The sequence below is a fragment of the Candidatus Pacearchaeota archaeon genome (assembly GCA_035404185.1).
Lineage (GTDB): Bacteria > Patescibacteriota > Minisyncoccia > Minisyncoccales > Minisyncoccaceae > UBA2211.
This window is the reverse complement of the sequence record DAONGN010000001.1, coordinates 508,544-528,072: the sequence shown is the minus strand read 5'-3', so window position 1 is coordinate 528,072 and position 19,529 is coordinate 508,544. Positions and strand designations below refer to the sequence as shown.

Annotated in this window: 21 protein-coding genes and 3 tRNA genes; 22 read left to right on the top strand and 2 right to left on the bottom strand. The window is 32.5% G+C overall.

What is annotated here, in order from left to right; translation table 11 throughout:
- Positions 1-36: 36 nt before the first annotated feature.
- The 7 genes from gatC (at position 37) to PLD14_02965 (ending at position 5,230) form a co-directional block, all read left to right on the top strand.
- Complete coding sequence (gene gatC, locus PLD14_02995; protein ID HPR80164.1) at positions 37-327, top strand: Asp-tRNA(Asn)/Glu-tRNA(Gln) amidotransferase subunit GatC; 291 nt, start codon at positions 37-39, stop codon at positions 325-327.
- Entirely contained in the window at positions 323-1,747 is a 1,425-nt protein-coding gene (gene gatA, locus PLD14_02990) for an Asp-tRNA(Asn)/Glu-tRNA(Gln) amidotransferase subunit GatA (protein ID HPR80163.1), read from the top strand. Before gatC ends, gatA begins: the two co-directional genes overlap by 5 nt.
- On the top strand, positions 1,734-2,252 hold the full coding sequence (locus PLD14_02985) for a hypothetical protein (protein ID HPR80162.1): 519 nt from the start codon (positions 1,734-1,736) through the stop codon (positions 2,250-2,252). Before gatA ends, PLD14_02985 begins: the two co-directional genes overlap by 14 nt.
- Before the next feature lie 71 nt (positions 2,253-2,323).
- Positions 2,324-2,749, top strand: a complete 426-nt coding sequence (locus PLD14_02980; GenBank protein ID HPR80161.1) for a hypothetical protein — start codon at positions 2,324-2,326, stop codon at positions 2,747-2,749.
- Positions 2,750-2,940: 191 nt separating this feature from the next.
- A tRNA-Met gene (locus PLD14_02975) sits at positions 2,941-3,012 on the top strand.
- Positions 3,013-3,027: 15 nt separating this feature from the next.
- Positions 3,028-3,101: transfer RNA gene (locus tag PLD14_02970), tRNA-Asp, on the top strand.
- Positions 3,102-3,430: 329 nt separating this feature from the next.
- The gene (locus PLD14_02965) at positions 3,431-5,230 is read left to right on the top strand and encodes a hypothetical protein (GenBank protein ID HPR80160.1); all 1,800 of its coding nucleotides are present in this window, start codon (positions 3,431-3,433) and stop codon (positions 5,228-5,230) included.
- Positions 5,231-5,390: 160 nt separating this feature from the next.
- On the opposite strand, the gene PLD14_02960 is transcribed toward PLD14_02965, so the two are convergent.
- Positions 5,391-5,693 carry a hypothetical protein gene (locus PLD14_02960; protein ID HPR80159.1) on the bottom strand — a complete coding sequence of 101 codons (303 nt, stop codon included), beginning with the start codon at positions 5,691-5,693 and terminating at the stop codon, positions 5,391-5,393.
- Positions 5,694-5,965: 272 nt separating this feature from the next.
- On the opposite strand from PLD14_02960, the gene PLD14_02955 reads away from it, so the two are divergent.
- The 7 genes from PLD14_02955 to gyrB all read left to right on the top strand — a co-directional run bounded on the left by PLD14_02955 (position 5,966) and on the right by gyrB (position 11,967).
- Positions 5,966-6,892, top strand: a complete 927-nt coding sequence (locus PLD14_02955) for a hypothetical protein (GenBank protein HPR80158.1) — start codon at positions 5,966-5,968, stop codon at positions 6,890-6,892.
- Positions 6,893-7,016: 124 nt separating this feature from the next.
- Positions 7,017-7,748, top strand: a complete 732-nt coding sequence (locus PLD14_02950; GenBank protein ID HPR80157.1) for a hypothetical protein — start codon at positions 7,017-7,019, stop codon at positions 7,746-7,748.
- A gap of 22 nt (positions 7,749-7,770) precedes the next feature.
- Entirely contained in the window at positions 7,771-8,115 is a 345-nt protein-coding gene (locus PLD14_02945) for a hypothetical protein (protein HPR80156.1), read from the top strand.
- 19 nt (positions 8,116-8,134) lie between these two features.
- Positions 8,135-9,169, top strand: a complete 1,035-nt coding sequence (locus tag PLD14_02940) for a hypothetical protein (GenBank protein HPR80155.1) — start codon at positions 8,135-8,137, stop codon at positions 9,167-9,169.
- Positions 9,170-9,242: 73 nt separating this feature from the next.
- A tRNA-Arg gene (locus tag PLD14_02935) sits at positions 9,243-9,316 on the top strand.
- An 84-nt stretch (positions 9,317-9,400) separates the two neighbouring features.
- Complete coding sequence (locus PLD14_02930) at positions 9,401-9,877, top strand: hypothetical protein (GenBank protein ID HPR80154.1); 477 nt, start codon at positions 9,401-9,403, stop codon at positions 9,875-9,877.
- 170 nt (positions 9,878-10,047) lie between these two features.
- Positions 10,048-11,967, top strand: coding sequence for a DNA topoisomerase (ATP-hydrolyzing) subunit B (gyrB, locus tag PLD14_02925; protein ID HPR80153.1), 1,920 nt, complete (start codon positions 10,048-10,050; stop codon positions 11,965-11,967).
- Positions 11,968-11,997: 30 nt separating this feature from the next.
- Here gyrB and PLD14_02920 read toward each other — a convergent pair whose 3' ends face one another.
- A complete protein-coding gene (locus PLD14_02920) occupies positions 11,998-12,231 on the bottom strand; it encodes a hypothetical protein (protein HPR80152.1) in 234 nt (77 codons plus the stop codon).
- Positions 12,232-12,321: 90 nt separating this feature from the next.
- On the opposite strand from PLD14_02920, the gene secE reads away from it, so the two are divergent.
- The 8 genes from secE (at position 12,322) to PLD14_02880 (ending at position 19,460) form a co-directional block, all read left to right on the top strand.
- On the top strand, positions 12,322-12,513 hold the full coding sequence (secE, locus tag PLD14_02915; protein ID HPR80151.1) for a preprotein translocase subunit SecE: 192 nt from the start codon (positions 12,322-12,324) through the stop codon (positions 12,511-12,513).
- A 6-nt stretch (positions 12,514-12,519) separates the two neighbouring features.
- On the top strand, positions 12,520-13,065 hold the full coding sequence (nusG, locus tag PLD14_02910) for a transcription termination/antitermination protein NusG (protein ID HPR80150.1): 546 nt from the start codon (positions 12,520-12,522) through the stop codon (positions 13,063-13,065).
- Positions 13,066-13,069: 4 nt separating this feature from the next.
- The gene (gene rplK / locus PLD14_02905) at positions 13,070-13,495 is read left to right on the top strand and encodes a 50S ribosomal protein L11 (GenBank protein HPR80149.1); all 426 of its coding nucleotides are present in this window, start codon (positions 13,070-13,072) and stop codon (positions 13,493-13,495) included.
- Positions 13,496-13,502: 7 nt separating this feature from the next.
- On the top strand, positions 13,503-14,069 hold the full coding sequence (gene dcd, locus PLD14_02900; protein ID HPR80148.1) for a dCTP deaminase: 567 nt from the start codon (positions 13,503-13,505) through the stop codon (positions 14,067-14,069).
- A 9-nt stretch (positions 14,070-14,078) separates the two neighbouring features.
- Positions 14,079-14,705: a dTMP kinase gene (gene tmk / locus PLD14_02895; protein ID HPR80147.1), complete on the top strand. Its 627-nt coding sequence runs from the start codon at positions 14,079-14,081 to the stop codon at positions 14,703-14,705.
- A complete protein-coding gene (gene deoC, locus PLD14_02890) occupies positions 14,702-15,355 on the top strand; it encodes a deoxyribose-phosphate aldolase (protein ID HPR80146.1) in 654 nt (217 codons plus the stop codon). The genes tmk and deoC overlap by 4 nt, the downstream gene beginning before the upstream one ends.
- A gap of 1 nt (position 15,356) precedes the next feature.
- Positions 15,357-16,841 carry an Asp-tRNA(Asn)/Glu-tRNA(Gln) amidotransferase subunit GatB gene (gene gatB / locus PLD14_02885; GenBank protein ID HPR80145.1) on the top strand — a complete coding sequence of 495 codons (1,485 nt, stop codon included), beginning with the start codon at positions 15,357-15,359 and terminating at the stop codon, positions 16,839-16,841.
- A gap of 1,575 nt (positions 16,842-18,416) precedes the next feature.
- The gene (locus PLD14_02880; GenBank protein ID HPR80144.1) at positions 18,417-19,460 is read left to right on the top strand and encodes a hypothetical protein; all 1,044 of its coding nucleotides are present in this window, start codon (positions 18,417-18,419) and stop codon (positions 19,458-19,460) included.
- The last annotated feature ends 69 nt before the right edge of the window (positions 19,461-19,529 follow it).

The following is a 19,529-nucleotide window of genomic DNA, read 5'->3' as shown; positions in this document are numbered from 1 at the left end:
TTGCTCAAAAGCAAAGAGTGGTATATATTTAAACATATGATATCAGAAGAAGAAATAAGAAAAATTGCCAAACTTTCATACTTAGAAATAAAAGATGAAGAAATAGATGAAATCAGAGAAAAATTTTCTTCTATTTTAGAATACGTAAAAAAGCTTCAAGAGCTTGATGTTTCAGACATTACTGAAACCGCTAATCTTTCTAAAAATGAAAATGTATTTAGAGGAGACATTGCAAAAGAAAAAGATGTTGAAGACTTATTAAAAGCTTTATCAAGAAAGAAAGATAATTATATGCAAGTTAAGAAGATTCTTTATAATGAAGATTGATTTAACAAAACTAACAATAATAGAAGCGAGTAAGGGACTAAAGAATGGAGATTTTACTTCAGTTGAATTAACGAAGGCTTTTTTGAATAAAATTAAGGAGAAAAATGAGGAGGTTAAGGCTTTTATCACTATTACCGAAGAAATGGCCTTAAAACAAGCAGAAAAGGCTGATAAAATGATTAAGATTGGGGAAATATACCCCTTAACTGGCATTCCTTGCGCTATTAAAGATAATATTTTAATTAAAAATATTAAATGCACAGCAGGTTCTAAATTCTTAGAAGATTATATCGCAACATATAATGCTACGGTAATTGAAAAATTGGAAAAGATGGGCGTAGTGTTTTTAGGAAAAACCAATCTTGATGAATTTGCTATGGGTTCTTCTTGTGAGAATTCAGCGTTTTTTCCTACTAAAAATCCTCGTGACTTAGAAAGAGTTCCTGGAGGCTCTTCTGGTGGTTCGGCGGCGGCAGTAGCTGCTGATCTGTGTGTCTATGCTTTGGGCTCGGATACAGGTGGTTCAATCAGGCAACCAGCTTCTTTTTGTGGCATTACTGGGTTAAAACCAACTTACGGAACTGTTTCAAGATATGGATTAATTGCCTATGCCTCTTCTTTAGATCAAATCGGACCGCTAACCAAGAACGTTGATGACGCAAAAATTGTTTTTGATGCAATAAAAGGAAGTGATCCGATGGATTCAACTAGTATTAATTCAGATAAAGAAAATAATTTGGCTAAATTAAAAATTGGAGTTCCTAAAGAATATTTTGCTAAAGGATTAGATGGGGAAGTAGAGAAAGCAATTAAAGAAGCTATTGATATTTATAAAGAGTTGGGAGCGGAAATTATAGAGATTAGTTTACCGATGAGTGAATATGCTTTAGCCTGTTATTATATTATTGCTCCAGCAGAAGCTAGTGCAAACTTAGCTCGTTTTGATGGATTAAGATACGGAAAGACAATTAAAGATGAAGAAGCAGAAAAGATAATCGATATTTATTTAAAAAATAGGACTGAAGGATTTGGAAAGGAAGTTAAGAAAAGAATCATGCTTGGAACCTATACGTTATCTTCTGGATATTATGACGCCTATTACAAAAGAGCTTTAAAGGTTAGAACATTAATCAGACAAGATTTTGAAAAAGCTTTTGAAAAAGTTGATGCAATTATCGGACCAACATCTCCTTGTTTGCCCTTTAAAATAGGGGAAAAATCAGATGATCCAATGTCGATGTATTTAGCAGACATTTATACTGTTTCTGTTAATTTAGCTGGACTTCCAGCAATATCTATTCCTTGCGGAAAATCTCAGTCAGGATTACCAATAGGGATGCATTTAATTGGAGTTCCATTTCAAGAAGAAAAATTATTAAGCATTGCTTCGTTATTTGAGAAAAAATATGACAATAAATGATATTACTTTATTTTTTGAGTCAACAGATTTGTCACAATTCTTACTTCCTTTTAAGATAGTTGCCTTAACTCTTTCTGCTATTTTTATATATTTTATTGCATATTATAATATTAAAGATGGAACACTTATTAATGATACGAAAAGAAGGATGATGGATTTTTTAAGTTTTCAGAAATTTGCTCCGCCAAAATCATTTTCAAATAGAGCAAAAGAAATATCTGCTCTTTTGGATAATAAAAATTACAAGAGAGCTATTTTACAAACGGAAGTTTTATTCTACGAGTTATTAAAAAGATTTGGATATAAAGGAAAAAATCTTTTGGAAATGGTTGAAGACGAGGATACTCCCAATAGAGAAAGTCTAAAAAGATTAGCAGAAATAGCCGAAGAGGTAAGAAAAAAAACTAGATATGTGCCTGATATTGATGAATTGGATAGACTATATTCAACCTTTGAAGATTCTTTAATTAAATTAGGTGTTATAACCGAAGAGGTTGAGGATTAATTGACTAATATTTATTTTTTGCTAATATTCAACCACCACTATTATGTGGGAGGTGAATTGTGAATACGGTAATGGTAAAAAGGATTCCAAGCCATTTATCTTTTTCCGACGTTGGTCATGTCATCGTCGTTGATTATAATGTTTCGATTAAAGCTCTTTTGAAAAAAGGAAACTACACTCAAGTTCATCCAGAAATTAACGAGGAGAATTTTCCTACTCTAAAGGGAGGGAAAAAAGAAATCATTGTTAAAATTATCAAATTAAACCGGAGGCCAGAAATTGGCTATTCAGAATTTGAAAAGGAAATGGCTGTTATTTACGAAAACGGATACGAAGCTGTTAATTTACAGGAACTTCTTACTGCGTTTCGTTATATCGAAAACCGATCATCAATTTTAGCTCTCGGGTCAATAATCGATATTGACGACAGTCTAATGTCTCCATTCGTTAGAAAGGGGGGATATCAAGGAAATATTATTGGACTTGAACCAGTCTAAAATTTTTTAAACCGAAAAGTATTTTACTGAATAGGTTTTTTTATTTTGCTTCCTCTTGATTTTATCCTACTTTTTGGTAGTATACTTTATATAGCGGTTTAGAGGAGTAGTACCTCGCCAGTCTCATAAGCTGGAGACCCTAGTGCAATTCTAGGAACCGCAACATTTTTGTTTGAAACGCATGGAGCCAGGCCAGAGTAGCTCAGTGGTAGAGCACTCGTTTCATAAGCGAGTTGTCATGGGTTCGATCCCCATCCCTGGCACAAAAATAAATATATGGGCCCGTAGCGAAATTGGTTATCGCGCCTCCCTGTCACGGAGGAGACTGCCGGTTCGAGTCCGGTCGAGCCCGCAAATTTAACTTTATTTTTAAGGTTCGAATCCTATCACCCGAGCAAATTCAAGACCGACTTTTGTCGGTTTTTCGTTTGCATGATATAATAAATTTAATAAAATAATATTTTAAAATATGAAAATAAAAGAGCCAAGATTTTTAATATTAGGATTAGTATCTTTTGCAACCGGTGCTTTTGTTATGCATATTATAGAAACTTTTTTTCGCTAGAGTCTAAAAATAAAAAGGTTCCAAGTTCGTTCCACCTCCCGAGCTGTTATGAAACCGACTTTTGTCGGTTTTTTGTTTTGTGGTATAATCTTTTTAAGATAGATAAATAACAAAATATGAATAATTTTGAGACAATACCCGACTTTGAAAACTTAGACTCAAATGGTAATCCTTTAAAGGAAAATATTGAAGATAAAAAAGAAACGATTGAGAGGGCGTCGGAAGAAAAAACAGATACGAAAAAAGAAAATAGTGATTATTTAGAAAAGAGAGAAAACCTACAGGAAGGACGTGCTTATGAAAAACGGGCACTTGATTTGTCTTTCTTCCACTCTACACATTTTCCTAATTTTTTAAAAATTTTAGATAAAGGTGCCATTTCTTCTGGCTATAGTTTAATAAAGGAGGGATTAAAGCCTGGAAGTGATTTTGAAGCAAAAACAGGTGGAATGTCTGGCGCATTAGAGAAATTAAAAAAAGATGATAAAGAGATTTCTTATAATGGGATTTTTTTTGCCGTGGGAGGAATACCCGAAGAAGGATCAGGTCTTTATTATTCGGACGCTTGTCCTGTTAGCTTTCTTCTTGATCGTAAAGGTCTAAAGCATTATGCTTTCGGGACAACCCATGAGGGAGCTGGCGATGCTATTATTAGCAACAAAAATCCGGAACGACCCACAAAAATTAATTTGTCGCATCTGTCAGCCGTGTTTCTTCCTGAAGATGTTTATTTTAATAATGAAGGAAAAATAATTAAACCGCCTTCGGAAAGATTTTCGCACATATCTTTTGCAGAAAATTTTAATAATAATTTTAAAAGAATTGAAAAAGATGTGGAAAAATATCAAGATCTTGTTAAAAAAATTAAAGATTTAGGATTTAAAAAAGACGTCGAAGATGAAATAAAAAATATTTATCTTACTGCTTTAAAAAATGCTCATCATACTTTAGATGAGGAATTATTAAAATATAACGATTCTAGTACTTCGACATCACAAGATGTTAAGTCTCTAGAACGTTATAAAAATCAGATAGAATGGGGAGGATTTTCTGGACTTTTATCTTTAGATAGTAGCTCTATCCAAGCAATTAATAGACACGATCAACATAGATTATCATCCGATGGAATTAATGCCAATCTTGGTAACTGGATTATATTATTAGAGGATATGCAAAAATATGCAAAGTTACAAAATCGAAAAATTGTCGCAAAAGATTTTGCTGTAACTTTAATTGAAAACCTTCCTTCTCTATTGGTTGGTTTTTGTAAAGAGGACCAAGATAGAAGTAAAAGATATTATGAGCAAAATAAAGAAAAAGTTAACGCGCTAGTGGAAGATATTAATAAACGTTTAAATCTTAAGGGCTCTGATGCAATAAATCCTTTAGATTTCGAAACTATTAAAGGAAGATTTTTTTATTCTGGACGAAGCGGTTTGTATGATTTTATAGATCGACAGAATGATTGGGAGGAATATGAAAAAAAAGGAAAAGATAACGGATATCAAACTTCTAGAGATTTTATAATTAATCTTATTTCAAAAAAAGGAGGAATTATTAAGGAAAATAATGGAGAATTGTTAATAGATAATTATGAAAAAGAAAATCTTCCTCCCAAAATAGTATTTTTTAGCGGCGATTTAGCAGACACGGTCAATAAATATACTTCTGATAATTATAGGTTAAAACTTCCAAGTCATAAATTACCATACGATGAGAGTCCAACTTCAAGCAACAAAACCAGAATAGATGCAGCCAAAGCTATAAATAAAATGTTAGAAAATTTGACCAAAAAGGAACGGGCTAATTATCACTATATTGGTAATGTTCCTACAACATTTTGGAATACAGAAGTTTATTCACGCACTATTGGTCATTCAAAACTAAAAAAGATTCATAAAAATAGACAAGGATAATTAATGGTAGTTATGTTTAAAAAGGTTCCAAGTTCGTTCCACTTACCGATGAAATGGCTAAAAATAGAAAAAAGATATATTCTAATTCAAGGTTTTGGTTCCAATTCTATCTAGAGTCAAATATTTGAATAAAAAAAGATGTTAATTTAATATAACATCATCAGCCTTTTAGGCCTTCAAAACGAGCAGTACAATTACCTGAATGCTTTGGTCGGAAGATTGCAATATATCCAAAGGTTTGTCCATAACCAGCTGTATGTGGCACCAGAGACACGTATTCCATGTCTGGGTGCTCTGTGATAATCGTAGAGATGCTTTGCGCTACATACAACTCATCATCAAAAGAAGACCCGAAAGATACATAAGAATGGATTACAAAAACTCCATTTCCAACCTCAACCACCTCTCCGTTAGAACTTTCAGCCGCCTGTACACAGACTGTAATTGAAATAATTACAAGCATGCAAATTAATATAGCTCTGGCATTAATTTTCAAAGAGTATCCCTCCTGGGATTAAGAATAACGTATAATAACATAAGGATTATGTCAAATAAATTCTAGACTTAAAAAGGTTTCAAGTTCGTCCCACTTACCGAGCAAATTTTTTATATTTTAATTAGATTTTTTGGTTAAAATTTTAAATTTGACAATTTTCAATACTAGATATATCTTTTAAGAAATCGCCATATCTGGCGAGAAAGAACCTTTAATTTTAAATATGTGAGGAGAGTTTAATGAAAAAGACAGATTTATTTGAAGAGGACATGGAAAGATTTATGACCATTGACCAGATAAGAGATCTGACTGGTTACGATATCACAGCAATTACTAATGGTATGCCTGAATCATTATACAAAAACCCAAAAGGAGATGTCGTAGTAGTTCAACTGTGCGAGCTTAAAAATTATCTACTTAATATCAAAAGAATTGCAGATAATCTTTTAGGATTTTCTCCTCCAAGGGATAAACCTAAAGGTACACGTTATGATGGTTGGTTTAACGCAAAAGAGGCTGCAAAATTATTGAATTGCGACGATTGGAGAGCTGTCGTTGATTTGGTTAAGAAAAAGAAAATCAACGGAATATTATCTGGAAGGGGTTGTTACGTCGATCCCAAAAGTATCGGAGAATTTTTAACCAAAAAATCGACAGAAACAATACCCGATATTGGTGTGTCGATTTCTCCGCCCGTCATTGCTTTTCAAAACAAAGGTGGAAACGATGAAGCTAAAAAAACACATCTAATTGTCAAAAATGATGAAGTTAAGAACAATTTGATTAATGATGAAAATCCCATTGAAACATCTAACAATCTACCAGTAGAAGTATTCGAAAAACCTGCGCAACAGGCCGAAACCGAAATCAGAACTTCTCTTGAAGAACCTAATCCCTCGATAAGTCGTGAAACCGTAACGATAAAAAAGAAACGCGAGGGATGCCTTATTGGCGATGTAGCAGAAGCTCTGAAGGTAAGTCCGATTACCGTAAGGAAATGGATTACAGACACTAAGAATACTGGATTAAAATGTGTACACATAGAAAGAGATGATTTTATTTCTCCCGAAAGCTTATCGGCCTTCCTACTTAAACAAAGAAATACAACAGTACTTTATGAAGAAAAAAGATTACCGAATGCGAATCGCATCAAGTCTCCGGTATAATTAAAAAAGGATATATCCTTTTTTTATTTATGTTTATATTTAAGAAATAATAATATTTTCTTGTTTGTTCCGTAGTTTCTGTTAAATTATTGGCACTTTTTGTTTTTAGAAGTATAATAAAAACATGAAAGAATGGATAAAAATATTAATCATTATGGTCTGTCTTATTACTGGACCATTTCTATTTTCTTTGTTGATTGAAGAAGAACCAAAAGTTGTGTCTGTTAATAATGGTCTAGTTGCCAAAATAAAAAGAACCATTGATACTTCTAATTGGGGAGAATACATTAATGCTCAGTTGGGATTTTCAATAAAAATTCCTCCCGAAACTCAATGCATTGATAGATGCGGAGGTAGTAAAGATCCACTTGTTCCTGTTAAAGTTTTTCAAGACAATAATAACAACGCGGTATATATTACACCCGAATATTATTATGATTACAGAAAAGAAAAATGTGAAAAAATAGAAGCATCTCTTGCCTCGTTGCAAGCTCAAGGCAAAACCGTTAAACCTTTCCTTGCTTGGAAAATCGATGTAATAAAAGTGGATAATCTTGAGGATATTAAAAAATTCATTAAAGATTATTATCCAGAAAATTGTATTTTCGGAGATCAAAAAATAAACGATAACGGTACTTACGATATTAGTATTATTGGAAATGATTGGGCGAACGGTGAAATAGTCAATTCAACCTGTCCCTATGAAATGCATTATAAAATATTATATTCTCCTGAAAAGAAAAAACTAATATCAGTAAAACTTCCTATCGATTATGATTTTTTCATATACAATGATTCTCCTGGAGGTTTAGATGACTATGGTCAAGAAATGATAAAAAGTCTAAAATTCGAATAATTATATTTTAATATATACAAGTATGATGTTAATAAAAAAAGAAGAAGCAAATAAGAAAAAAAACTCTAATCTTTGCACTGTTTGGGAGTATGAATATCCTGATAAAAACTCTAGTTTTGCTACAGCATTAATAAATGGACGCTATCCTGAAGAAAAAAGATCAGTTAACTTGAAATGCGATCAAGTTTATTATGTTATCTCTGGCAACGGAACAATTCACTCGGAGGGAGGAGATTTTAATATTAATCCAGGAGATTTATATTATTTTGATAAAGGAGAAAAATACTGGATTCAAGGAACAAATCTTTTTGTAGTTATATCTAATACGCCTAAGTGGGAGTATGAACAATATGCAACTGTTGATTAATTTATTTTAAAATATTTTTATGAAAAGTAAAAAAATTTTGATAAGTATTTTATTCGTTCTAGTCGTTATAGTCTGTTATTTTTTTTATCAATTTTATTTTTTACCAAAAACGATAAAATCAGCGGTTCCTACCGAGATACCTTTTTATAATATTTATTATGTTTATTCAATTAATTCTAAGTCGCCAGTTAGTGTTTTGTGGGGGACAAAAGAATTAGGAGCATCAAGTCTTGGCCCTGAAATTGTCAAAGACATGAAAAAAATTAAAGAAATGGGGTTTGACGGAGTAAAAATTTCCTATCATTTTAAAGAAAATAACTATATTTCCGATAGAATTGTTTTAAAGATTACTGAACAAGGACTTCAGCCAATCGGTATTCTAATGGGCCATAACACTAAACCAACCGATAGAGCCTTTACTTATGAAGAAATGGAAGAATGGGAAACATTTGTTCAAGAAACAGTGAGAAATAATAAAGATAGGGTTTATTATTGGGAAGTTTGGAATGAACCTGATATTGATATGTTCCGTTATGGCACACCAGAAGAATACCTGAATCTTCTCAAAACAACATATACTATTATTAAAAAAGAAAATCCTCAAGCTAAGATTATAGCCACTCTAGATGCTGTCGGTCTTGACCAAAGTGTTGGTGATTTTACAGAAAAATTATTAGCTTTGGGAGGAGGTGATTATTTTGATATTATGAGTTTTTATCCATATAATGGTAATCCTTATATAAAAGAAGATCTTTTTTATAATAGAATTCAAAAACAAAAAGAATTAGTGGGTAGATATAATAATCGTTGGCCATTAATGATTTCGGAAATTGGTCAGCCAGCTAGTCAGGTTAGCGAAGAAGAGCAGTCGAGACTTGCTAAAATTGTTTTTGAAGAATGTTCCAAAGATAAAATTCCTCTTGTCTGGCTTTATTATTCGGATGCTCTACTATTTAAAGGAGCTCAGCTGGGCGATGGTTCTGGGTGGGGATTAATCAGAGATGATGATACGATTCGTCCTATATTTGATACCATAACCAATCTTATAAAATAGGCACTAACGAAGTTTTAAAAAACAAAAAATTCCTTGCCTTTTGTTAATATTTTTGGTATTAAATATATATCACGTCCTCGTAGCTCAATAGGACAGAGCGACAGACTTCTAATCTGTAGGTTGTGCGTTCGATTCGCACCGAGGACACACATTTTCAGTGGTATGGGTAGCAATGGACTCCATATGGGCCCGCACATTGACATTATCAATATTCCGATTTAAAATAAATTAATGCCAATTGTCCAATGTAAAATTTGTAAAAAAGATTTTTACTCAAAACCAAACTGGTTAAAACGCGGATGGGGTAAATTTTGCTCTCCTGAGTGTCAACACGAAGCACAACGAAAAGGAGAATTTGTTCATTGTGAAATTTGTGGAAAAGAGGTTTGGAGAAAGCCACAAAAAATTAAACATTCTAAGAGCGGAAAATATTTTTGTTGTAAGGCGCATCAAACTCTTTGGAGAAATCAGTTATTTTCAGGAGAAAAGCATTGGAATTGGAAAAATGGAGAAAACATAAAATACAAATCGTTATTAATAAAAAATGGAGTAAAACCTATTTGTGAAATATGTAAATGTGAAGATGTGAGAATACTCGCAGTTCATCATTTAGATAAAAATCATAAAAATAATAATTTTGATAATCTGGTATTTCTATGCCACAATTGTCATCATTTGGTTCATCATCATAAAGTTAAGATTCCGTAATATTTCATGGTGGCTATGGTGTAATAGTAGCACAACATCCTGTGGAGATGTTTGCACGGGTGCAAATCCCGTTAGTCACCCACTAAATTAGTAATCAAATGTTGTTGCTTTTTCTTCTATTTTAAGGTAAAATAAGACATATAAAAGATAGGTTTTTCTATACAAAAAACATGGCAAAAGAAAAAGAAAGCTCATATAGCGCTAAAGATATTTACGTTTTAGAGGGACTTGATCCAGTAAGAAAAAGACCAGGAATGTATATCGGGTCAACTGGTCCGCAGGGTCTTCATCATTTAATCTACGAAGTTGTAGATAATTCTTTGGATGAAGCAATGGGAGGATATTGTAATAAAATCGAAGTCTATCTTTTACCGAATAACCAAGTTAAGGTTATTGATAATGGAAGAGGTATTCCGGTTGATATTCATGAAAAGACTAAGAAATCAGCTCTAGAAACCATTATGACTACTTTGCATGCCGGAGGTAAGTTTGGAGGAGACGCTTACAAGATTTCTGGAGGTTTGCACGGAGTAGGTGTTTCTGTGGTTTGTGCTTTATCAATTAAGATGCGTGCTGAAGTTTGTCGTGAAGGAAAAAAATATGCTCAAGATTACAAACAAGGAAAACCAGTTGTTGCAGTCAAGAAAATTGGTGACTGCAGAAAGAATGGAACAACAATTATCTTTGAACCAGATCCAGAAATATTCAAAGAAATTGTTTTTGATAGGAAAAAACTATTAGCTCACTTTAGACAGCAAGCATATTTGACTAAAGGAATTAGAATTGATTTTTATGATGAAAGGGAAAAGGATAATCCTTTTGAATACCACTTCTTTTTTGAGGGAGGAATTGTTTCTTATTTGAAATACATGAATAAGGGAACAAAAGCTGTTCATGCAAATCCCTTTTATGGCTCAGGAGAAAAAGAAGGAGTCGCAGTGGAAGCATCTTTTCAATATTCTGATGATTACGAAATCAAAGAAGAGAGTTTTGCTAATAATATATTTACGACAGAAGGAGGAACTCATTTAACTGGTTTTAGGGCAGCTCTAACAAGATTAATAAATGATTATGCTAGAAAAGGAGGTTTTTTAAAAGAGTCTGAACCTAATTTAAGTGGAGATGATATTAGAGAAGGATTAACAGCCGTTGTTTCTGTTAAAATTCGTGAGACTCAATTTGAAGGACAAACCAAGACTAAATTAGGCAATCCTGAAGGAAGAACTGCTACCGAAGCAGTTGTGGCTGAAGCTTTACAAGATTATTTAGAGAGATATCCTCAAGATGCAAAAATTATTATTGAAAAAGCTGTTTTGTCGTTTAAGGCTAGAAAAGCAGCCAAAGCAGCTAAAGAGACTATTTTAAGAAAAGGTGTTTTAGATGGAATGTCATTGCCAGGAAAATTATCTGATTGTACTTCTAGGAATCCTGAAGAATCAGAAATATATATTGTCGAGGGAGAATCTGCTGGAGGTTCATCCCGACAAGCTAGAAACAGAAAGAATCAAGCCATTCTTCCATTGAGAGGAAAGATTTTGAATATTGAGAGAGTAAGATTAGATAAAATGTTAGCTTCAGAAGAAGTTAAAAATTTGATTATTGCTCTAGGAACTGCTATTGCTGATGATTTTGATATTGAAAAATTAAGATATCACCGTATTATTCTTATGTGTGATGCTGATTCTGATGGAAATCACATCAATACTCTTTTGATGACTTTGTTTTTCAGACACTTCAGACCAATTATTGATCGAGGATTTTTGTATTTAGCTCAACCTCCTTTATTTAAAATACAAATAGGAAAGGAGTCTAAATATTATTATACCGATGAAGACAAAGAGGATGCATTGAAGAAGTTAAAACCAGATACAAAATATAGTATTCAAAGATATAAAGGTTTGGGAGAAATGAATCCAGAACAGTTATGGGAAACAACTATGGATCCAGAAAAGAGAATATTATTAAGGATAACTATAGAAGATGCTGTTGAGGCAGATAGAACCTTTGATATGTTAATGGGTAAAGAAGTTGCTCCAAGAAAGAGATTCATCCAAACTTCAGCTAGGAGTGTGAAAAACTTAGATGTATAATTAAAAGCAGGGCATTGTCCCTGTTTTTGGTTATATTGACATTCTATTATTTTGTATTATATTCATTATTGGAGTAAAAATGTCATCGATAGTTGGTTTGCTTATTTCGTTAACAATTGGAATTGTGCTTGCATTCATTGGATCAGCCGTGATGGCATTAAGTTTAATTACTGACCATCCTGTAAAATCCATTGGAGAAATTGTGACAAGAGCCATAGTATTTGTCTTCGGACTTGCTATTACCTTAATTGGAGTTCTTGCCATTCTTGTTCATTGATCCTGAACGACCCACCAAGCGGTCGTTTTTTATACTCTAATTGACAATTATGTCTCTTTTTGGTAATCTAACCATATATGAAATCTGAAAATAAAGTATCAAATTTCTTTGGTAGTACTTGGTCTGAAACGAAAAAAATTACTTGGCCAACCAGACAAGAAACTATTAAATACACAATAACAGTTATCGGTATTTGTATAATCGTAGCTGGATTTTTGGGTTTGTGCGATTTATTATACATCTATTTAATGGAGCATTTCATATTTTAATATATTATGTCAAAACAACAAATTACAAATGAAAGAAGATGGTATGTCTTGCATACATATTCTGGATATGAAGATGCAGTGGCAAAAAGCTTGACCCAGAGAATAGAATCTTTAGGAATGGAAGAAAAGATTTTTAATGTCATGGTTCCTAAAGAAAAGAAAATTAAGATTAGGAATGGAAAAAAGAAAACCGTAGAAGAAAAAATTTATCCTGGATATGTACTAGTTGAAATGATCGTTACGGATGATTCATGGTACGTAGTCAGAAATACACCTAATGTAACTGGTTTCGTTGGCTCAGGAACTGTTCCATTGCCAGTATCGTTAGATGAGATGTTATCTTTGAAAAAAAGAGTTGAAGTTGAAGAACCTAAATACAAGATTGATTTCAAGAAAGGTGATGCAGTCAAAATTATTGACGGACCATTCAAAGATTCTGACGGAAAGGTTTCAGGGATAGATAAAGAAAAGGGAAAGGTTAAAGTGTTAATTAATATGTTCGGCAGAGATACTCCGCTAGAACTAGAATCATTACAAATTAAAAAGATTTAAGTATATGGCAAAGAAAGTTAAAGCTATCGTAAAATTACATATTCAGGCTGGAAAAGCCACTCCTGCGCCTCCAGTAGGTCCAGCTTTGGCATCTCAAGGCGTAAACATCGGTGAATTTTGTTCTAAATTTAATGAGGCAACCAGAGATAAAGGAAACTTCAAGATTCCAGTAGACATTACTGTTTATGAAGACAGAACTTATTCCATGATCATGAAACAGCCTCCAGCTCCACAGCTAATTAAAGCTAAGATTGGATTGGAGAAAGGATCTGGCGAAGCTAATAAGAAAAAAGTTGGTAAGATTACCAGAGCTCAATTGGTAGAGGTTGCTCAACAGAAAATGCAAGACATGAATACTAATGATATTGATCAAGCTGTAAAGACACTAACTGGTACAGCTAAATCATTAGGAATAGAAGTTATTGATTAAACAATAAATGATTTTATCAGATAGAGACATTAAAAAACTGATAGAAGAAAATAAGATTCAGATTACCCCGAAGCCAAACCTTGAAGAGCAATTAGGTTCGGCTTCTTTGGATTTGCGCCTTGGTGATGAATTTGCTGTTTTTGAACACACCAAAAAAGCCTTCATTGATACTAAAGATCCAGAAAGTTTTAAAGGGATGACTCGACCAGTTAAGATTCCAGAAGGGGAAGCCTTTGTTTTTCATCCAGGCGAATTTGTTTTAGGAGTAACCATGGAAGAAGTATTTTTACCTGATGAGGTAGCAGCTAGAATTGATGGCCGATCATCTTTAGGAAGATTAGGTATTGTCATTCACTCAACTGCTGGACACATTGATCCGGGATTTAAAGGAAAGATTGTTCTGGAAATGGAAAACATTGGTATGATTCCCGTATTACTATATCCTGGAACAAGAATTTGTCAATTAGTATTTGAACCATTATCTTCTCCAACCACTAATCCATATCACTTAAAAAAGAATGCTAAATATGTTAATGCCCAGCATCCTCAAGAAAGTAAACTAGAAACAACTTAAATAAATTAAATGGAAACAAAAGGAAAATTTATCGTAATAGAAGGAATTGAGGGCTGCGGAAAAGGAACTCAGACAAAATTTTTGTCTGATTTTTTATCGCAAAAAGGATACGATATAATATACAAGAAATATCCTGAATACGGTTTTCCAATTGGTGATTTGCTTGATCAGTGGCTCCACAAGAAATTTGAATTGAATGTTGAAAGTCAGGTTCTTCTTTTTATCGCTGACTTTATGAAAGATAAACAGCTTTTGGAAAATAGTTTAAAAAGTGGTAAGATAGTAATTGCTGATAGATATTTTGCTGGAACTCTTATTTATCAGCACATTAATGGTTTTAATTGTAAAAAAACCTTAGAATTATTTAAATTTTTTGATCTTAAAAAGCCAGATTTAGTTATTTATATTAAAATATCACCAGAAGAATCATTTAAGAGAAAGATAAAGCAGAAAGGAATAGATAATTTGGACAGGCATGAAAAAGATAAAGAATTTTTGAATTCTCTTTATCAAAAATACGAACAATTCAGTAAGAATAATGTTTTTTGCGAGTGGACAGTAATTGATGGAGAGAAAAAACCTGAAGAAGTTTTTAAAAATATACTAGAGGTAATAAATAAAAAGTTGGGAATATGAAAATAAATCAATATATTGATCATACTAATATCAGAAAAGAATCTAAAAAAGAAGATATTATTAAAACTTGTAATGAAGCGAAAGAATATCAATTTCGTGGAGTTTGTATTAGGCCTAATTTTGTTAAATTGGTAGCTAATGAATTAAGTGGAACAGGAATTAAAACAGTAGTCTTGATTGATGATCCAATTGGAGACAGCACTCATGAAGAAAGATTGAAGATTGCTAAAAAGGCTGTTTTAGATGGAGTTGATGATTTAGATATTGTAATTAACGTTGTTGATGTAAAACATGAGAAATGGGGAAAGATTGAAAAAGATTTGAAAGTTATTTGTAAATTACACGACACTAAGGTAATTATTGCTTCAGGCATGTTAACTGATAAAGAAATTGCTAAAGTTTCTTCAATTGTTAAAAAAGCAGGAGCGATCTGCGTTAAAACAGCCACTGACAAAGATCCACTAGAAAACAGGGAAATATCTGAGAAGGCTAGACACTTAAAGATAATGAGAGAGAATGCTCCAGGATTATTAATTAAGGCCTCGGGTAACATTAAAACATTAAAGGACGTTAAGGAGATGATAAAAGCAGGAGCTGATATTATCGGTTCTTCTAGTGGAGTTTCAATAATGAAAGAATTAAAAAAGTAATATGTACAAAACAACGATTGGATTAGAAATACATTTTGAATCAAAGACAAAATCAAAAATGTTTTGTTCTTGTGCTAATAATCCTGATGAAAAAATTCCTAATAAGAATATTTGTCCTATTTGTATGGGCCATCCAGGAACATTGCCGGTAATTAATGAAGAAGCAATTAATAATATTATTTTAACTGGTTTAGCTTTGCATTGTGAAATACAAAATCATTCCAAGTTTGATAGAAAGAGCTATTTCTATCCTGATTTACCAAAAGGTTATCAAATATCTCAATTTGATTTACCAATATGTAAAAATGGATACTTAGATATTTATTTAGATAACGGAAGCACTAAAAGAATTAGAATTAATAGGGTTCACATGGAAGAAGATACAGGAAGGCTCAACCATGCAGCAGATGGTTCAAGCTTGGTTGATTTTAATCGTGCTGGGGTTCCTTTGATGGAATTAGTAACTGAGCCTGATATTAATTCCGCTGAAGAAGCCAAGAAATTTGCTCAAGAACTACAATTGATTCTAAGATATATTAATGTTTCTGATGCTGATATGGAGAAAGGACAGATGAGATGCGAAGTAAATATTTCTATTAGTAAAACTGAACAATTAGGAACTAAAGTAGAAATTAAAAATCTTAATTCTTTTAAAGTAGTTGAAAAATCAATTGAATTTGAAATTAAAAGACAAGCTGAATTACTGAATGAGGGAAAGAAGGTTGTTCAAGAAACAAGAGGATGGCACGATACTAAACAAATTACTATGGAGCAAAGAGGTAAAGAAGATGCTTTTGAGTATAGGTATTTTCCAGAACCAGATTTGCCACCTTTGAATATTTCTTCTGAAATGATTGATAGGATAGAGGGAAGATTGCCAGAGTTACCAGAGGGAAAAAGAATTAGATTTAGAGAAGAATACTGTTTGGATGATAAATCAATTGAGTTTTATATTAGAGATGAATCAATTTCTCATTATTTTGAAAAAGTTGTTTCTGAATTAAAAACCTGGAGAGAAGACAGAAAATGTAAAAGTGATTTTATCAATTCAGTTAAAATTTGTTCTAACTATATTTCAACTGATTTCCAAGCCATTATTAAGAATGATTTAATGATGAAGGAATACGATTCCGTTAAATTAGAGAAAAAGATTACTGCAGAAAACTTTGCTGAATTAATTTGCATGATTACAGAAGGTGATATTTCAAGTAGTATCGCCAAAATATTGCTATTAGAGATGTATAATACTCAAGGAGATCCATCTGATATACTAGAAAAGAAAGGATTAAAACAAATAAATGATTTTGGAGAAATAGATACTATTATTTCTAATGTTTTATCTAAAAATACTAAAGCGGTTGAAGATTATAAAAAAGGAAAACAAAATAGTTTTACATTTTTAATTGGTCAGATTATGGCTATGTCAAAAGGAAAGGCAAATCCGCAGACGGTAGGGGACATATTAAAAAAGAAATTAGATGATTAGTTCGAATCCTTTTGCCCCTACAAATTAGGAAGCCTTATTCTGTAAGGCTTTTTATTGTGACCGCGACAGGACACAGGAACTTTTTATATATTTCTATGGTTTTTAAAAAACCGTCGTATGTGTGTGCACATTACCACATGCCATTGACTAAATACAATTATTATTGTATTATATAAACATCTCAAAAGAAATTTTATTCTTATTGATCATTGACAATGGAGGATTCTCTATGAAAAAAGTACCTGTAATCTTCGCTGTTTGTACCGAATGTGGAAAAAACAGATTGATTTTCAGTATAGAATCTGGAAAACCAATTTGCAAAACTTGTTACCGAAAAAATCGAAAGGAGGCTTGCTCTGAATGTGGAAAAATAAAACTAGTTGCTCTTCGCACAGAAGACAACAAGCCAGTTTGTCTTAATTGTTGTATGGATTTAGAAAAAACCTATCTTGACTATTGCTCCGAGTGCGGGAAAATAGGCAGAATAGTAAATCGTAAGGACGGTAAATCAATTTGTACCTCTTGCCACAGTAAACATCGTTATCACGACCTCTCTCTACATGAAGTTTGCTCTGAGTGCGGGAGAAAAAGGCCGGTAGCTGCTCGTGATAATGATAGCAAGCCGATTTGTGGAAATTGCTTCCACAAAAATCACTCTAATCGTGAAATCTGCTCTGAGTGCGGGAGAAAAAGGCCGGTAGCCTATCGCGACAAATCTGGTTTAATTCTTTGCAGTATTTGTTACGGAAAAAAACACCGACACGACACTTCCAAACATAAAATCTGTTCTGAATGTGGAAGAACAAGATTGGTAGTTGCCTATAATAATCTTGGCGAACCGATCTGTGATTGTTGCTATTCGAAAAACCGCGAAAATGACTCTTCTAAATACGAAGTTTGTTCTAATTGCGGAAAATTAAAAAGCGTACACGCTCGAACTAGCGACAATAGGCCAATTTGTAAAAACTGCGATGCCAAGAACAGATACCGACATAGAAAATCATTAGCCCAATCCGCTTAATTACATTTTTACTTATGCGGATTTTTATATATAATTCAACCTTAAAAAGATTCCAAGTTCGTCCCAGCGCCCCTGTATTTGACAGAATATTTAATATTTTACATAATTAAAAAGGTCAAAATGGAAATCACTGATGGGCCAAACAAAGAAAGCCTTTTAAAGGCTTTCGGGGAACGCCAGCGAATTATCGTAATGCTGGAAGGAAAAAACCAACCATTAATCATTAATCGGTTGGAATACGAAGATGGAAGCGGAAACTCTTTCAACTTCGTAACAAAAAGGGGAGCTACTGGGAACTACAATACCCAAACCAAACAGGGTACATTTAGTCCTCCCAAAAACTAGTTGTCTATTTAGAAAAAAATAAATAGACATGAACAAAGGGGTTGATATTTTATCCTAAGGATAGCTTATCGCCCCGTCTTTTTTTATATATAATTTAACATTACAATGGTTCTAACGTCCTCCACGAGCCCCTGCAAAATTAAACCGACTCTTTTGTCGGTTTTTTCTTTATATGATATGATATTTTTAAGATTAATAAATCAATAAACATGAATATAAATCAAAAAGGATTTGCTCCTATTATAATTGCTTTAATAATTTTAATTTTAGTTGGAATCGGAGGAACTGGTTATTATTTAATAAATAAACAATTAACAAAACAAACAGCTTGCACCGAAGAAACAAAAATTTGTTCCGATGGATCATTAGTTGAGCGATCCGGTCCTAATTGTGAATTCGCAAATTGTCCAGAAGCAAAAGCAGATGAAATGATAAATTGGAAAACATACACAAAAAACGAATACGGTTTTGAGATAAAATATCCTTCTGACTGGGAATCTCCATTTAAAGGATGGGATAGTGTAGATTTTGGAGCTGGAAAATCAGTAGATAGTAATAATTACTGTGCAGTAAGTATAATTAGCCAATCAGGATCTAATGAATCTGAAATAGCAGATTTATTAAAAAGAGGATATGTAAAAACTCACATAGAAATAGATGGTGTGGATAGTGTTAGATTAACTAGGAATCCATCAGGAGCAGGATTAACAGAAGCGGTATATTTTGAGTCTAATGATAAAAGTTTTCGTATCGGTCGCAATAGGGGACTTGGCAATACAATAGAACAAGATTGTATTAAAAATTTTAATCAAATACTTTTTACTTTTAAATTTATCTCTACATCCTCTAATAGTGTTATTTATAAAAAAGACTTTAATGGTTCTGATTTAACTGGAAGGTTATATAAATCTGAAGATAATGGAAAGACCTGGAAAGAAATACTAAAACAATATAAGGGAGAAATTATCTATGCGGTTGACCCTAAAGATTCTAACATTATCTATGCAGGTGATGTTTCGGGCAATATGATGGCAGATGATATGGATATTGATTTATTAAAATCAACGGATGCCGGTGAAAATTGGATAGATATTTCAAAAGGAATTATTAATCAAGTAGATATTCTTTTTGGAATAAAGTCTTTGTCAATTGATCCTAATAATTCAAATATTATTAATGTACTAATAGAAACAAATAATACTAATAAAGTAAATTTTAAATCTTTAGATGGAGGGAATACTTGGACTAAATAAAACAGATTTAATTGTTTAATCTTTTCTTTTTTCTTTTTTATTGTTAAAATAGATTTAATAAAAAATTAA

Coding starts and splice junctions, on each gene's coding strand:
- gatC (HPR80164.1), top strand. CDS start 37: ATGATATCAGAAGAAGAAATAAGAAAAATTGCCAAACTTTCATACTTA.
- PLD14_02985 (HPR80162.1), top strand. CDS start 1,734: ATGACAATAAATGATATTACTTTATTTTTTGAGTCAACAGATTTGTCA.
- PLD14_02980 (HPR80161.1), top strand. CDS start 2,324: ATGGTAAAAAGGATTCCAAGCCATTTATCTTTTTCCGACGTTGGTCAT.
- PLD14_02965 (HPR80160.1), top strand. CDS start 3,431: ATGAATAATTTTGAGACAATACCCGACTTTGAAAACTTAGACTCAAAT.
- PLD14_02960 (HPR80159.1), bottom strand. CDS start 5,693: ATGCTTGTAATTATTTCAATTACAGTCTGTGTACAGGCGGCTGAAAGT.
- PLD14_02955 (HPR80158.1), top strand. CDS start 5,966: ATGAAAAAGACAGATTTATTTGAAGAGGACATGGAAAGATTTATGACC.
- PLD14_02950 (HPR80157.1), top strand. CDS start 7,017: ATGAAAGAATGGATAAAAATATTAATCATTATGGTCTGTCTTATTACT.
- PLD14_02945 (HPR80156.1), top strand. CDS start 7,771: ATGATGTTAATAAAAAAAGAAGAAGCAAATAAGAAAAAAAACTCTAAT.
- PLD14_02940 (HPR80155.1), top strand. CDS start 8,135: ATGAAAAGTAAAAAAATTTTGATAAGTATTTTATTCGTTCTAGTCGTT.
- PLD14_02930 (HPR80154.1), top strand. CDS start 9,401: ATGCCAATTGTCCAATGTAAAATTTGTAAAAAAGATTTTTACTCAAAA.
- gyrB (HPR80153.1), top strand. CDS start 10,048: ATGGCAAAAGAAAAAGAAAGCTCATATAGCGCTAAAGATATTTACGTT.
- PLD14_02920 (HPR80152.1), bottom strand. CDS start 12,231: ATGGCAAGAACTCCAATTAAGGTAATAGCAAGTCCGAAGACAAATACT.
- secE (HPR80151.1), top strand. CDS start 12,322: ATGAAATCTGAAAATAAAGTATCAAATTTCTTTGGTAGTACTTGGTCT.
- nusG (HPR80150.1), top strand. CDS start 12,520: ATGTCAAAACAACAAATTACAAATGAAAGAAGATGGTATGTCTTGCAT.
- rplK (HPR80149.1), top strand. CDS start 13,070: ATGGCAAAGAAAGTTAAAGCTATCGTAAAATTACATATTCAGGCTGGA.
- dcd (HPR80148.1), top strand. CDS start 13,503: ATGATTTTATCAGATAGAGACATTAAAAAACTGATAGAAGAAAATAAG.
- tmk (HPR80147.1), top strand. CDS start 14,079: ATGGAAACAAAAGGAAAATTTATCGTAATAGAAGGAATTGAGGGCTGC.
- deoC (HPR80146.1), top strand. CDS start 14,702: ATGAAAATAAATCAATATATTGATCATACTAATATCAGAAAAGAATCT.
- gatB (HPR80145.1), top strand. CDS start 15,357: ATGTACAAAACAACGATTGGATTAGAAATACATTTTGAATCAAAGACA.
- PLD14_02880 (HPR80144.1), top strand. CDS start 18,417: ATGAATATAAATCAAAAAGGATTTGCTCCTATTATAATTGCTTTAATA.